A 13005-nucleotide genomic window follows, 5' to 3' on the forward strand; every position below is an offset into this window, starting at 1 on the left:
GGCGGCCTGGCGCGGGCTGCCCGCCGTGACCTCCGCCGAGGTGCGCGATGCCGCGCGGCTCGCGTTGCCGCACCGGCGGCGACGCAACCCGTTCGACGCCCCCGGGCTCGACGAGGACAAGCTCGACGAGGCGCTGGCCGATCACGTGGATCAACCCGCTGAGCCGGGGCGGGGTGAGGGCCGGGAAGCTGATCCGGGTTCTGATATTCCTGATATGGATCCGGACGATGGCGGGCCGGGTAGCGGTGTCTCAATTAACAGGCCCGACAATGTGGATGGTAGCGGCGACGGCTCTGGCTCCGACCCCGATTCAAAGCCTGGCTCCGTTCGAAGCGATGCTGGGTCGGTCGACTCGGCAAGTCAGTCACCAGGTAGGTCATCAATGGCTGCGGGCCAGGAGTCGCGGACGGAAGGGCAGACAATCGGGTCACAGCCACGGTCGGCCGCGCCCGAGCAGGCGGCGGCCGTGGCCGGCGAGCCATACCGGACCAAGTTGTACGCCGTTCCCGGCATTGGCCAGGGTGTTCCCGGCCGTCGGTCGGCCGGACGATCGGTCGGGCGCGGGCGCACCGTCGGCGCCGAGCCGCCTCGGCCTGGCTCTGGCGCGGCATCGCTGCATGTTCCGGCGACTGTGCGCGCCGCGGCGGCGCATCAGGCCGAGCGTGGACGCGTCGCGGGTCCGCTGCTGTTGCGCGGTTCGGATCTGCGCGCGCCGATCCGGCGGGACCGCGAGGGCAACCTGGTGCTCTTCGTCGTCGACGCCTCGGGCTCGATGGCCGCACGTGCACGCATGACCGCGGTCAAAGGCGCCGTGCTCTCGCTGCTGCTCGATGCGTATCAGCGCCGCGACAAAGTCGGCATGGTCACGTTTCGTGGCAACGGCGCGGACGTGGCGTTGCCACCGACCGGCTCGGTCGAGACCGCGGCCGCGCGCCTTCGTGCGCTGCCCACCGGGGGCCGGACGCCGTTGGCGGCAGGCCTGACCGCAGCGGCCGACGTCTTGCGCCGCGAGCGGGTGCGTGATCCTCGTCGGCGTCCACTGCTCGTCGTCGTCACGGACGGTCGTGCGACCGGTGTACGTGGAGCGAGCGTGCGTAGCGCGCAGGCCGAGGTGCGCCGGATCGCCGCACACTTTGCGGCGAGCGGTGTCGCGTCGATCGTGGTGGACTGCGAAGCCGGGCCGATACGACTCGGCCTCGCCGCGGAACTCGCCGTAGCGCTCGACGGGCTGCACGTACCCATGACGGACCTTGCGGCGACCGTTCGCGCGAATCTCGACCCGGTGCGACAAACGCACGGTGCCTTCGGCGCCTCGCGGGAAACCGTCCTGCGAAAGGCGGCCTGACCGTGCCCCAAGGACAGCCGCTCTACGTGCCCGATGACGGCCTGACCACGCGTGAACGGCGTAACCGGCCGTTGCTGATCGTGCATACCGGGCACGGCAAGGGCAAGACCACGGCAGCCTTCGGCCTCGCGCTGCGCGCGTGGAACGCCGGCTGGCCGATCGGGGTGTTCCAGTTCGTCAAGTCGGCGAAGTGGAAGATCGGCGAGGAGCCGGTCTTCAAAACCCTCGGCGCGCTGCACGAGCAGACCGGCCAGGGCGCGCCGGTGGCGTGGCACAAGATGGGGGAGGGCTGGTCGTGGCTTCGGGGGAACGCAGGTCGGCCCCCGGGATCGGACGCCGCGCAGGATCTGCACTCGGATCCTGAGATGCAGGCGGAGAACGCCCGCGCGGGCTGGGAGCGGATCAAGCAGGACCTGGCCGCCGAGACCTACCGGCTCTATCTGCTCGACGAGTTCACCTACCCGATGAAATGGGGCTGGATCGACGCCGCGGAAGTGGTCTCGGTGCTCGCCGGCCGCCCCGGCAGCCAGCACGTGATCATCACCGGCCGCGACGCCGCGCCCGAACTGCTCGCCGCCGCCGACCTGGTCACCGAGATGACAAAGGTCAAGCATCCGATGGACGTCGGGCAGAAGGGGCAGCGGGGGATCGAGTGGTGACGATCGCGGGCAGCGCCGCGCCGCGATCAGCCGCGGCGATCCCGCGCGTCGTGATCGCCGCAGCCGCCTCCGGCCATGGCAAGACGACCGTCGCGACTGGCCTGATAGCCGCGTTCACCCGCGCTGGGCGACGCGTTGCGCCGTTCAAGGTCGGGCCGGACTACATCGACCCCGGTTACCACGCCCTCGCCGCCGACGCTCCCGGCCGCAACCTCGACCCCTTCCTTGTCGGCGAGGAGCGGGTCCGCGACCTGTTCGCCCACGGCTCGCGCGGCGCCGACCTGGCCGTCGTCGAGGGCGTCATGGGCTTGTATGACGGCGCGGTCGGCCGAGGCGAGTTCGCCTCTACGGCGCACGTGGCCCGGCTGCTCGGCGCACCGGTGATCCTGGTGGTCGACGCCACCGCGCAGGGCCGCTCCGTCGCCGCACTCGTGCACGGCTTCCGGTCCTTCGACCCAGCGCTGCGCCTCGCCGGAGTGATTCTCAACCGGGTCGGCTCCGAGCGGCACCGCGCGATTCTGACCGAAGCGCTGGACGGCATCGGCGTGTCTGTACTCGGCACGCTGCACCGCAGCGACGCTGTTGCCGCGCCGTCGCGCCATCTGGGCCTGGTCCCGGTCGCTGAGCGTGCACCCGAGTCCATGGCTTCGGTGGACGCGCTCGCTGACCTGGTTAAGCAGTCGATCGACCTCGACGCCGTCGAACGCGTCGCGCGCGGCGCTACACCGCTCGCGCCGAGCGACTGGAGCCCGCAGAGCGCGATCGGCGAGCCGGTCGCCACCGCTGCCGATGGGCGCGTTCCTGTGGTCGCGATCGCGTCAGGCGCGGCGTTCACGTTCTCCTACGCTGAGCACGCCGAGCTGCTTGCCGCAGCCGGGGCGCAGGTCGTGCCGTTCGACCCCTTGCACGACGAAAAACTGCCTGAGGGAACCGGAGCACTGATTATCGGCGGCGGCTTCCCCGAGGTGTACGCGCCGCAGTTGTCCGCCAACCGGCCCCTGCGCGAGTCGGTGCGGCAGCTGGCGCACGGCGGCGGCGCGATCGTCGCCGAGTGCGCGGGCTTGCTTTACCTGGCCGAATCGCTCGACGGTGCACCGATGTGCGGCCTACTGCCGGTTACGGCCGAGATGACGAAGCAGCTGACGCTCGGTTACCGCGAGGCGGTCGCACCCGTGAACAGCGTGCTGTGCGATGCCGGAACCCGCATCACGGGACACGAGTTCCACCGCACGGTGGCCCGTCCGTCCGCCGGCACATCGGCTGCGTGGCTGTGGGCCAGCGACGTGCACCCTGGCGAGGGGGCTGCGGAAGGGTACGCCGAGGGACGTATCCACGCGTCGTATCTGCACCTGCATTGGGCTGGTACGCCGTCGATCGCCCGCCGGATCGTGGAGGCCGCCGCGTGGACCCGGTAGCCGAACGCGCAGTAGCCCACACCACAGCTACAGCAGCGAACACTGCGGCGACGGATCCCGTGATCGCCACCGCCACCGCCACGGCCGAGGCGGCGGCATCCGACTGGCGACTGACCGGCGTCGGGGTCGGCCCCGGCGATCCCGAGCTGCTGACCCTCAAGGCTATGCGTGTCCTGCGCGAAGCTGACGTCGTGTTTGCACCGACGACTGCGCTGGACAAGCCGTCACGCGCTGAGAGGGTCGTGCGTGAGGCCGTCGGCGTGGAGGTCCGCCGCTTGTTCTTCGCCCTCGATGACACCGGCGGGCTCACTGAGGCGCGTACCACGGCCTGGGACGAAGCCGCGCGCATCGTGCTGGAATTGTTCACCTCGGGAGCCCGCCGTGTTGCATTCGCCACGCTCGGGGACCCGAACGTCTACTCCACCTTCGCCTACCTCGCGCGCACCGTCGCCGACCGCGAGCCTCGCGTCGCGGTGGAGACGGTGCCAGGCATCACCGCCATGCAGGACCTCGCCGCGCGCGTCGTCCTGCCACTGGCCGAAGGCGGGGAACCGCTCACGCTGCTGCCCGCGGTCGCTCCGGACGTGCGCCGCGCACTCGATGCAGTCCGCGCTGCTTTGTCCGGTCCCGGAACCGTGGTCGTGTACAAGGGCGGTCGCCGCCTCGACGAGCTGGTCGACGCCGTAGAACGCGCCGGTCGAGCCGACACGGCGGTCCTCGGCACCGACCTCGGTCTGCCCACCGAGTGGATCGGGCCGCTCACCAGCCACCCGCCGGGCTCGGCCGCGCCGTACTTCACGACCCTGATCGCACCGCCGCCGCGCGGGCAACGCGGAGGCGCACTGTGACTGTCAACGCCACGACTATCAATGCTGTGACTGCCGGGACCGGCAAAGTGACGTTCATCGGCGCGGGCCCCGGCGCAGCCGACCTGATCACGCTGCGCGGCGCCCGCGCGCTCGGCGCCGCGGACGTCGTCATCTGGGCCTCCAGCCTCGTCCAGGAGGAGATCCTGGAGCACGCTCGCCCGGGCGCGCTGATCGTCGACTCCGCCGCGCTGCCGATCGAGGGCGTGCTGCCGTACTACGAGCGCGCAGCGGCAGAAGGTCTGCACGTCGCTCGCGTGCACTCCGGCGACCCGGCGCTCTGGGGAGCCGTGCAGGAGCAGCTCGACCGCGCGCGCGAGCTCGGGCTCGAAGTCGAAATCGTGCCCGGGGTCTCCGCGTTCTCCGCCGTGGCCGCGCTCGCCCAGCGCGAACTGACCATCCCCGAGGTTGCGCAGTCGGTCATCCTCACCCGGCTGGAGGGCGGCAAGACTCCGATGCCGCCCGGCGAGTCGATCCACGCTTTTGCCGCGCACGGCACGACCATGGCCGTCTTCCTGTCCGCCGCGCGCTCCGGACAGCTGGCTGCGGAGCTGCTCGCCGGGGGCTACCCGCCGGACACGCCCGTGATCGTCGCCTCCCGTGCGACGTGGCCCGACGAGGAACTGGCGCACTGCACGGTGGCCACGCTCGAAGAGACGGTCAAAGCGCGCAAGCTCTGGAAGCACACGCTCTTCCTGGTCGGCCCGGCCCTCGGCGCGCACGGCACCCGTTCGCACCTGTACCACCCCGGGCATTTCCACGGACACCGCCGCGCCGATCGGACCGCGCGTGCTGCGCTGCGCGACGCCGACGCCCAGCGCGGTGCCGCGCGGCAGGCCATCGCGTCGGACCCGAAGTAGGGTCCTGGAGTGGGCGAACTTCGCGAACCCGACCTGCCGCGCACCATGAAGACGCGCGGCGGCAAGGCGCTGCGCACCGGATGGACCACCGGGACGTGCTCGGCCGCCGCCGCGAAAGCGGCGACTCTCGCGCTGATCGCCGGGGCCCCGGTCGCACGAGTCGAGGTGGCACTGCCGGGCAAGGACGGTGGCTGGACCCAGCGTGTCGCGTTCCCTGTCCAGCGCTGCGAGGAGCTGAAACCCGGCACCTGGCAGGCCGTCGTCGTCAAGGACGCCGGCGACGACCCGGACGTCACACACGGGGCGCACCTGACCGCCACCGTCTCATGGCGTGAGGGCGCGGCGGGGATCGAACTCGAAGGCGGCGAGGGCGTCGGCGTGGTGACGAAGCCGGGCTTGGGTCTGGAGGTCGGCGGCCCAGCGATCAATCCGGTACCGCGCGCGATGATCGAGCGTGCGGTGAGTGAGGCGCTCAACGTTATTAACAGGCCTGTCGAGGTTGAACCAGACCAAGAACAGAGTCAAGAACAACAGCATAGCGAAGGGGTAGGAGAACAAGAGGCGCGCGCGATAAGTGTGATGAGCACAGCAAGCGCGGTGGACGCAGTACAGGCACTGCGTGTTGTCATCTCCGTGCCGGGCGGCGAGATCATGGCGCGTAAGACGACCAACCGGCGGCTCGGCATCATCGGCGGGATCTCCATTCTCGGCACTACCGGTATCGTGCGGCCCTTCTCCACCGCATCCTGGCGCGCGTCCGTTGAGCAGGCGGTCGCAGTGCTCGGCGCTCAAGCCGCTGGCAGTGGCATGCCGCTGCCATTGCCTCCGCTGGTGCTCTGCACCGGTGGGCGCACCGAGAAGGGTGCGATGGCATTGCTGCCTGACTTACCCGAGATGTGCTTCGTCGAGGTCGGCGACTTCACTGGGGCAGCGCTGCGTAAGGCCATTGAGCATGGCGTGCGCGACGTCGCATTCGTCGGCATGATCGGCAAGCTCACCAAGCTCGCGGGGGGCGTCCTGATGACGCATTACACGCGCTCTGCGGTGGATACCGACGTGCTCGCCGACATCACACGCCGAGCCATCGGTGATGACGCGCTGGCTGAACGCGTGCGTGCCGCCAATACCGCGCGCCACGCCTACGAGGTCTGGCACGAGGCCGGTGTGCTTGGTGCGTGTGGCAAGGCACTGTGCGATCAAGTGGCCGACGTCTTGGAGCGCTTCGCACAGCGGCAGATCAGTGCACGCGTCGCGCTCGTGGACTTTACCGGGACGCATGTCGTCGCGGCGAGTACAACGTGGGCCACGTCGTGAACACTCGCGTGAGTATCACCGTCGTCGGTTGCGATGGCGCTCCGCTGTCTCCAGCCGCACGCGCAGCGCTCGACGAGGCGACGCTCGTCGTCGGAGGCGCACGGCATCTGGATGCGCTCGGATTGCGTGGAGCCCGTGACGGCGATGCCGATCACGGCAGCGACGTGCAGGCGGCCGGGGTCGGGGCTGGTCGCACGTCGGTCGACGCCGCTCCCGCCACGATCACGCTCGGCCCGCTCGCACCAGCGATTGACGCGCTGGCCGCGCACAACGGACCCGCCACGGTGCTCGCGTCCGGCGATCCAGGGTTCTTCGGCGTGCTGCGCGCCCTGCGGGATGCGGGGCTCGAACCCGTGGCGGTGATTCCGGCGGTCTCGTCGATCGCTGCGGCGTTCGCACGGGCCGGGATTCCGTGGGACGACGCGCTCGTCGTCAGCGCGCACGGCGATGGCCACGGACGGGACCTTCGCCACGCTGCCAACGTCTGTCGCGCGCACCCGAAGGTTGCGCTGCTCACCGGTCCCGGCGCGGGCGCCGCACAGCTGGCGCGGGAACTGCTCATCGGTGGTGCTGCACCCGATCGGGTATTGATCGTTGCCCAGCGCCTTGGTGAACACTCTCCAATTATTAACAGGCCCAACAAGACTAAAATATTCAGCGAAACAACCCAAAACCGCATCGACGAGGCACAAACCTTCGATGATCAAGAACGTGTTGAGATCCTGACGCTCGAACAGGCAGCGGCACGTCACGATGACGGCCGTGACGGGTTCGCTTCGCCGAACGTCGTGTTGTGTCTGGATCCCCGGTTGCTGCCTCGGTCGCTGGGGCTGGGGGAGTCGCGGCGGGGGGCGTCGTCGAAGCGTTGGCTGGCTGGGTGGACCGGTCGGGGCGGGGAGTGGGCGCTGGGCGAGTCGGCGTTCGAACACCGCGACGGACAGATCACGAAGGCCGAGGTGCGGGCGCAGATCGTGGCTCGGCTCGCGCCGTCTGTCGGCGATCTGGTCTGGGATCTGGGCGCGGGGTCCGGGTCGGTCGGGATCGAGTGCGCTCGTTTCGGTGCCGCGGTGATCGCCGTCGAGCAGGATACGGAATCGTGCCGGCGGATCGCCGCGAACGCTGCGGCGCACGGGGTCGAAGTCGCGGTCGTGCGGGGCCGGGCGCCTGGCGTGCTGGCGGAGCTGCCGCGGCCCGACGCGGTTTTCGTGGGCGGCGGCGGCTTGGATGTCGTGCGCGGGGCGCTTGAGCACGGACCCGCTCGTGTTGTCGTGGCACTCGCGAGTGTGGAGCGCGTCGGCGAGGTCGTGCGGTCGCTGGAGGCCGACGGCCGCGAGGTCGGCGGGGTGCTGACTCAGTTCTCGCGGTTGGCGGCGTTACCGGACGGGACGCATCGCTTCGCCGCGCTCAATCCTGTGTACCTGATCTGGGGGAGTACCACGTGAACGCAGACAGCGCGAACGATGACCGTACGGACCATCATGCGGAAGGCCGTGTGATCGCATTGGTCTCCGTTACCGCGTCTGGGCGTGCGGCTGCGTCCTCACTTGCTACGGCGTGGGGCGATGAGGTCCGGCTTTACGGACACGAGGGTGAATCCGCCGCCGACGCGTTACGTGCCGCATTCGCCGAGTGCCCGGCGGTGGTTTCGTTTCTGGCTGTGGGCGCGACGGTGCGTGTGTTGGCGCCGCTGCTGCGGCACAAGACGACGGATCCGGCGGTGGTGTGCGTCGATGAGGCGCGGCGTTTCGCTGTCGCTGTGCTCGGTGGTCATCACGGCGCGAACGAACTGGCGCATCGGGTTGCGGGAGTGCTCGGCTGTACGCCGGTGGTGACGACCGCGTCCGAGGCGGCCGGTGCGACGGCGCTTGACTCTTTCGGTGCTGAACTGGGGTTCACGCTGGCCGATCCGCGCTTTCTGCCGCTGTTCGGCGCGCGAATTCTGTCGGGTGAGCCGGTGAGCGTGCGTGGCGCGCAACGCTGGCCGCTTCCGGCGCTGCCACCGAATGCGACCTTGGTTGACGACGGTTCGGACGCTTCGGACGCTGGCGCCAACGGCGATGCTGACGCCGACCTTCTGATCTCCGATCAGCTCTCGCTACCGGCGACGAGCCAGCCGACGCTGGTCTACCGTCCCCCGTCGCTCGTCGTCGGCGTGGGGGCGTCGCGCGGGGTCAGCGCGCAGGAGGTCTTGGCGACGATCGATGCTGCGCTGGCTGCCGGGGGGCTCGCGGCGGAGTCGGTGGTGCGGCTCGCGTCGGTCGATCTGAAGGCTGACGAGCCGGGTTTGGTGCAGGCTGCGGCGATGCGCGGCTGGCCGGTGGTGTTCCATCCGGCGGCGGCGCTCGCGTCGGTCGAGGTGCCCAATCCGTCGCCGATGGTGGCCGCCTCGACGGGGACGCCGTCCGTGGCCGAGGCGGCGGCACGTTACGACGGGGCCGGGCGGCCACTCGCAGATCTGGTTGTGGAGAAGACGAAGTCGGCGGTGTCGGCGGCGGTACCGGTGTCTACAGTCACTGTCGCGGTGGCACGGCTGCGCCCGCGCGGTCGGCTCGCGGTGATCGGACTCGGTCCCGGGGCTCGGGATCTGATCGCGCCGCGCGCGGTCGCGCAGTTGCGGCGCGCCAGTGTCGTGGTGGGGCTGGACCAGTATGTGGAGCAGGTCAGGGATCTGCTGCGGCCGGGTACCGAGGTGCGGATCACCGGTTTGGGCGCGGAGGAGGAACGTGCCCGCAGCGCTGTCGATCTGGCCCGCACGGGTCGGGCTGTGGCGCTGATCGGCTCTGGAGACGCGGGGATCTACGCGATGGCGTCGCCGGCGCTCGATTACGCCGACGCCGACGACATCGATGTGGTGTGCGTTCCGGGGATCACGGCGGCCGGTGCGGCGTCGAACGTACTCGGGGCGCCTCTGGGGCACGATCACTGTTCGATCTCGCTGTCGGATCTGCACACGCCGTGGGAGGCGATCGAGCGGCGGGTGCGGGCTGCGGCGGAGGGCGACTTCGTCGTGTCCTTTTACAATCCGCGGTCGCGGCAGCGGGACTGGCAGTTGGGTAAGGCGCTGGGCATCCTCGCCGCGCATCGGCCTGCGGGGACACCGGTCGGTTGGGTGCGTAACGCATCGCGCGGCGACGAGAGCCGAGGCTTGGCGACGTTGGGTGAGTTCGATCCCGCAATGGTCGACATGTACACGGTGGTCACGGTCGGCTGTTCGCAGTCGCGGATCGTCGGCGGCCGGTTCGTCACGCCTCGGGGGTACGCGTGGGCGCAGTGAGCGCGGTGAGTTCGATGCCCGGGCGTAGGGCGCTCAGGGCGCTTGCGGCTCTTGAGCGTGAGTCGAGCCTACAGTTCGTTGCGGTCGTCGGCGCGTGTCAGGGTTGCGGCGCGTGCCTGCTGACGTGTCCCGAGCACGCGATCCTGCCGCGCGGCGGCGAGTTGCTGGTGCGCGGGGATCGGTGCAGTGGCTGTGGTGAGTGCGTTGAGGTGTGCCCGGTGGACGCGATCGAGCTCGTCGGGTGCAGGGTGACCGGAGGCGGGCCGTGACGAGGGACGTGCACGTGATCGAGCAGGAGTCGTACGCGATTCTGCGGGCGCAGCTGACGGCGCGTTACCCGGCGGCGGATGCGTGGCCGCCGTTGGCGCGCGCGGTGCTGGAGCGTGTGGTGCACGCCAGCGCCGATCTCGACTATGCAGAGGATCTGGTGCTGCCGGAGGAGGCGGTGCTGGCCGAGGCGGTGGACGCGGTGCGCGGTGGTGCTGCGATCGTCGCGGATGTGGCGATGGTCGCTGCCGGGATCACGCGGCGGCGGGCGGTGTGCCGCATCACGGATCCGGCCGCTGCGCAGTTGGCTTCGGCAGCGGGTGTCACGCGGTCGGCGGCTGCGATGCGGTTGGCCGCGCGGGAGGCCGGGCCCGGGGCGGTGTACGTCGTCGGGTGTGCGCCGACCGCGTTGTTCGAGCTGGTCGAGCGCGCCGGGGAGTATCGGCCGCTGCTGGTGATCGGGTTGCCGGTGGGGTTCGTCGGCGCGGTCGAGTCCAAGGCGGCGCTGCGTGCGCACGCGGGGCTCTCGTCGCGAGCGATCTCGAATCGGGGCGGCAAGGGCGGCTCGGCGGTGGCCGCCGCGGCTTTCAACGCCCTGCTGTACTTCGAGGCCGACGCGGTCGGCGGGATTGGTGAGTTCGGTGCGGCAGCGCCGCTTTCGGCGTCGGCGAACGAGACGAAGGTGGGTCAGCGGTGACCGCGTTGTTGATCGTCGGGCACGGTACGCGCGATCTGGAGGGTGCGGCGCAGTTCCGGGCTTTCACCGAGCGTGTCGGTGCGCGTGCCGCGGCGCGGCCGGAGCTGGCTGTGGACGACGTCGGCGGGGGGGTCATCGAGTTGTCCGCGCCGCCGGTGCGCGATGCCGTGGCGGCGCTGGTGGCGCAGGGGTGGCGAGACGTGGTCGCGGTGCCGCTGATCCTATTGGCCGCAGGGCACGCGAAGGGCGACATTCCGGCGTCGTTGGCGCGTGAGCGGGCGCGTCATCCGGGGCTGCGTACCCGGTACGCGCGGCCGTTGGGTGTGCATCCGGTGGTCGTGGGGCTGTTGCGCGAGCGGCTGGCGGCGAGCGGGCAGCCACAGCCGGACGGCGTCCTGCTGGTGGGCCGGGGCACGACCGATCCGGATGCGAACGCGGACCTGTATCGGGCGGCGCGGCTGCTGTGGGAGACGACACGCCAGCTGGGGGTGGAATTCGTCGAACCGGCGTTCGTGTCGCTGGCGTGGCCGTCGGTCGGGCAGGGCCTGGAGCGGCTGCGGCGGCTCGGTGCGCGGCGTGTGACGGTTCTGCCGTACTTCCTGTTCACCGGGGTGCTGCCGGGGCGGATCGTGGCACAGAGCGCGCAGGCGGCGGCCGGGTCGGGGCTGGAGGTGAGCGTCGCGGAGGTGATCGGGGACTGTGACGCGCTGGCCGACCTGGTGCTGGACCGGTACGCCGAGGCGGTGCGCGGGCCGGTCGCGGCGAACTGTGACGCGTGCGTGTACCGGATCGCGCTGCCGGGATTCGAGCACCGGGTCGGCGCGGCGCAGCATCCGCACGACCATCCGGACGACCCGGCGCACCCGCACGGCCACTCCCACGCGCATCAGAGTCATGATTCGGTGGTTCCGCGTCACACGGAGACACCATCCGTGCGATGATCGGATCGCCATGGGATCGCAGGAGATGAGCCGGCGCAAGCCTCGGGTGACCGTCCTCGGGTTCGACGGTTCGCCCCCGTCGCCACAGGCGCGGCGGGCGCTGGCGGAGGCCACCCTGGTGATCGGCAACATCCGGCACCTGGACGCACTGCCGATCCCGGAGACGGCGCGGCGGATCTACATGGGCGGCCTCGGCTCGGCGTTGACGCACCTGGCGCTGCACGACGGGTCCGCGGTGGTGGTGGCCTCCGGCGACCCGGGATTCTTCGGGGTGGTGCGGGCGCTGCGCGACCAGGAGATCAGGGTGCGTACGCTGCCCGCGATCTCCTCGATGGCGGCGGCGTTCGGCCGGATCGGCATGGCGTGGGAGGACGCGCTGGTGGTCGCGGTGGACGCGGCCTCCGACGGGGTGGACCCGGGGGAGCGCGCGCCGTCCGGCCGTTCGGTGTACGACCCGGTGGCGGGCCGGCCGGTCTCGACACTGCGCACGGCGGCGAACCTGTGCCGGGCGCATCCGAAGGTGGCGGTGTTCACCGGGCCGGGCGCGGGGCCGCGGGAGCTCGCGGTGGAGCTGCTGGGCGCGGACAAGCATCCGCTGGAGCGCACGCTGGTAGTCGCGCAGCGCCTCGGCGAGGTGGAGGAGTCGGTGGAGTGGCTCAGCTTGCAGGAGGCGGCCGAGCGGCACCACTGGGGGGAGCCGAGCGTGGTGCTGTGTATCGACGAGGATCGCGCGGCGCCGCCGCGGCCGCCGCTGCTGGCCGGGTGGGGCGGGCCGCCGGGCGGGTGGGCGCTGGCGGAGAACGCGTTCGTGCACCGCTCCGCGCGGATCACCACGTCCGAGGTGCGTGCGCTGGCGTTGGCGCGGCTGGCGCCGCGGCCGGGGCAGCTGGTGTGGGACGTGGGAGCGGGCTCCGGGTCGGTGGGCATCGAGTGCGCCAGGCTGGGTGCGGCGGTGATCGCGATCGAGCGGGACGCGGACTCGTGCGAGCGGATCGACCTGAACGCGACGATGCACGGCGTGCAGCTGCGGGTGGTGCGCGGGCAGGCGCCGGCGGCGCTGCTGGACCTGCCGCAGCCGGACTCGGTGATGGTCGGCGGCGGCGGGGTCGAGGTGATCCGGGCGGCGATCAACCGCGATCCGCGGATCGTGGTGGTCACGCTCTCGGCGATCGACCGGCTGGCGGAGGCGAAGCAGGCTTTGAAGGTGTCCGGGCGCAAGGTGGACGGGGTGTTGTTGCAGTCCTCACGGCTGGCTGCGCTGCCGGGGGACGCGCACCGGTTCGCGGCGGTCAATCCGGAGTTCGTGCTCTGGGGCGAGCGGCTGTGACCGGGTGTCGCCGAGGCGTCGCCTCGGCGTCGGAGCGGTC

The 13005-nt window shown here is 71.0% G+C and carries 11 protein-coding genes and 2 pseudogenes; all 13 read left to right on the forward strand.

What is annotated here, in order from left to right; all coding sequences use genetic code 11:
• Window positions 1–118: pseudogene (locus VGS97_RS29405) on the forward strand (hypothetical protein); the annotation flags it as partial.
• A gap of 513 nt (window positions 119–631) precedes the next feature.
• Entirely contained in the window at window positions 632–1345 is a 714-nt protein-coding gene (locus VGS97_RS04675) for a VWA domain-containing protein (RefSeq protein ID WP_326851939.1), read from the forward strand.
• Between the two features lie 2 nt (window positions 1346–1347).
• Window positions 1348–2004: a cob(I)yrinic acid a,c-diamide adenosyltransferase gene (gene cobO / locus VGS97_RS04680; RefSeq protein WP_326851940.1), complete on the forward strand. Its 657-nt coding sequence runs from the start codon at window positions 1348–1350 to the stop codon at window positions 2002–2004.
• Window positions 2001–3419: a cobyrinate a,c-diamide synthase gene (locus tag VGS97_RS04685; protein WP_326851941.1), complete on the forward strand. Its 1419-nt coding sequence runs from the start codon at window positions 2001–2003 to the stop codon at window positions 3417–3419. Before cobO ends, VGS97_RS04685 begins: the two co-directional genes overlap by 4 nt.
• 110 nt (window positions 3420–3529) lie before the next feature.
• Entirely contained in the window at window positions 3530–4267 is a 738-nt protein-coding gene (gene cobI / locus VGS97_RS04690; RefSeq protein WP_349261981.1) for a precorrin-2 C(20)-methyltransferase, read from the forward strand.
• Between the two features lie 26 nt (window positions 4268–4293).
• Window positions 4294–5145 (forward strand): precorrin-4 C(11)-methyltransferase, encoded by an 852-nt coding sequence (gene cobM / locus VGS97_RS04695; protein WP_326851943.1) that lies wholly within the window; start codon window positions 4294–4296, stop codon window positions 5143–5145.
• 45 nt (window positions 5146–5190) lie between these two features.
• Complete coding sequence (locus tag VGS97_RS04700) at window positions 5191–6459, forward strand: cobalt-precorrin-5B (C(1))-methyltransferase (protein WP_349261982.1); 1269 nt, start codon at window positions 5191–5193, stop codon at window positions 6457–6459.
• A gap of 8 nt (window positions 6460–6467) precedes the next feature.
• Window positions 6468–7901 carry a precorrin-6y C5,15-methyltransferase (decarboxylating) subunit CbiE gene (gene cbiE, locus VGS97_RS04705; protein ID WP_326851945.1) on the forward strand — a complete coding sequence of 478 codons (1434 nt, stop codon included), beginning with the start codon at window positions 6468–6470 and terminating at the stop codon, window positions 7899–7901.
• 50 nt (window positions 7902–7951) lie between these two features.
• The gene (gene cobJ / locus VGS97_RS04710) at window positions 7952–9733 is read left to right on the forward strand and encodes a precorrin-3B C(17)-methyltransferase (protein WP_326851946.1); all 1782 of its coding nucleotides are present in this window, start codon (window positions 7952–7954) and stop codon (window positions 9731–9733) included.
• Between the two features lie 83 nt (window positions 9734–9816).
• Window positions 9817–10002 (forward strand): annotated as a pseudogene (locus tag VGS97_RS29410) (indolepyruvate ferredoxin oxidoreductase subunit alpha); the annotation flags it as partial.
• Window positions 9999–10697 (forward strand): precorrin-8X methylmutase, encoded by a 699-nt coding sequence (locus VGS97_RS04715; RefSeq protein ID WP_326851947.1) that lies wholly within the window; start codon window positions 9999–10001, stop codon window positions 10695–10697. The pseudogene VGS97_RS29410 and the gene VGS97_RS04715, both read left to right, overlap by 4 nt.
• Complete coding sequence (locus VGS97_RS04720) at window positions 10694–11638, forward strand: sirohydrochlorin chelatase (protein ID WP_326851948.1); 945 nt, start codon at window positions 10694–10696, stop codon at window positions 11636–11638. The genes VGS97_RS04715 and VGS97_RS04720 overlap by 4 nt, the downstream gene beginning before the upstream one ends.
• 25 nt (window positions 11639–11663) lie before the next feature.
• Complete coding sequence (cbiE, locus tag VGS97_RS04725) at window positions 11664–12965, forward strand: precorrin-6y C5,15-methyltransferase (decarboxylating) subunit CbiE (RefSeq protein WP_326851949.1); 1302 nt, start codon at window positions 11664–11666, stop codon at window positions 12963–12965.
• Window positions 12966–13005 lie beyond the last annotated feature (40 nt).

It is taken from the genome of Actinocrinis sp., assembly GCF_035946395.1.
Taxonomy (GTDB): domain Bacteria; phylum Actinomycetota; class Actinomycetes; order Streptomycetales; family Catenulisporaceae; genus Actinocrinis.

What these genes read in the sequence shown, in the direction of transcription:
- VGS97_RS04700 (WP_349261982.1), top strand. Translation starts at nt 5,191, where the DNA reads ATGAAGACGCGCGGCGGCAAGGCGCTGCGCACCGGATGGACCACCGGG.
- cbiE (WP_326851949.1), top strand. Translation starts at nt 11,664, where the DNA reads ATGAGCCGGCGCAAGCCTCGGGTGACCGTCCTCGGGTTCGACGGTTCG.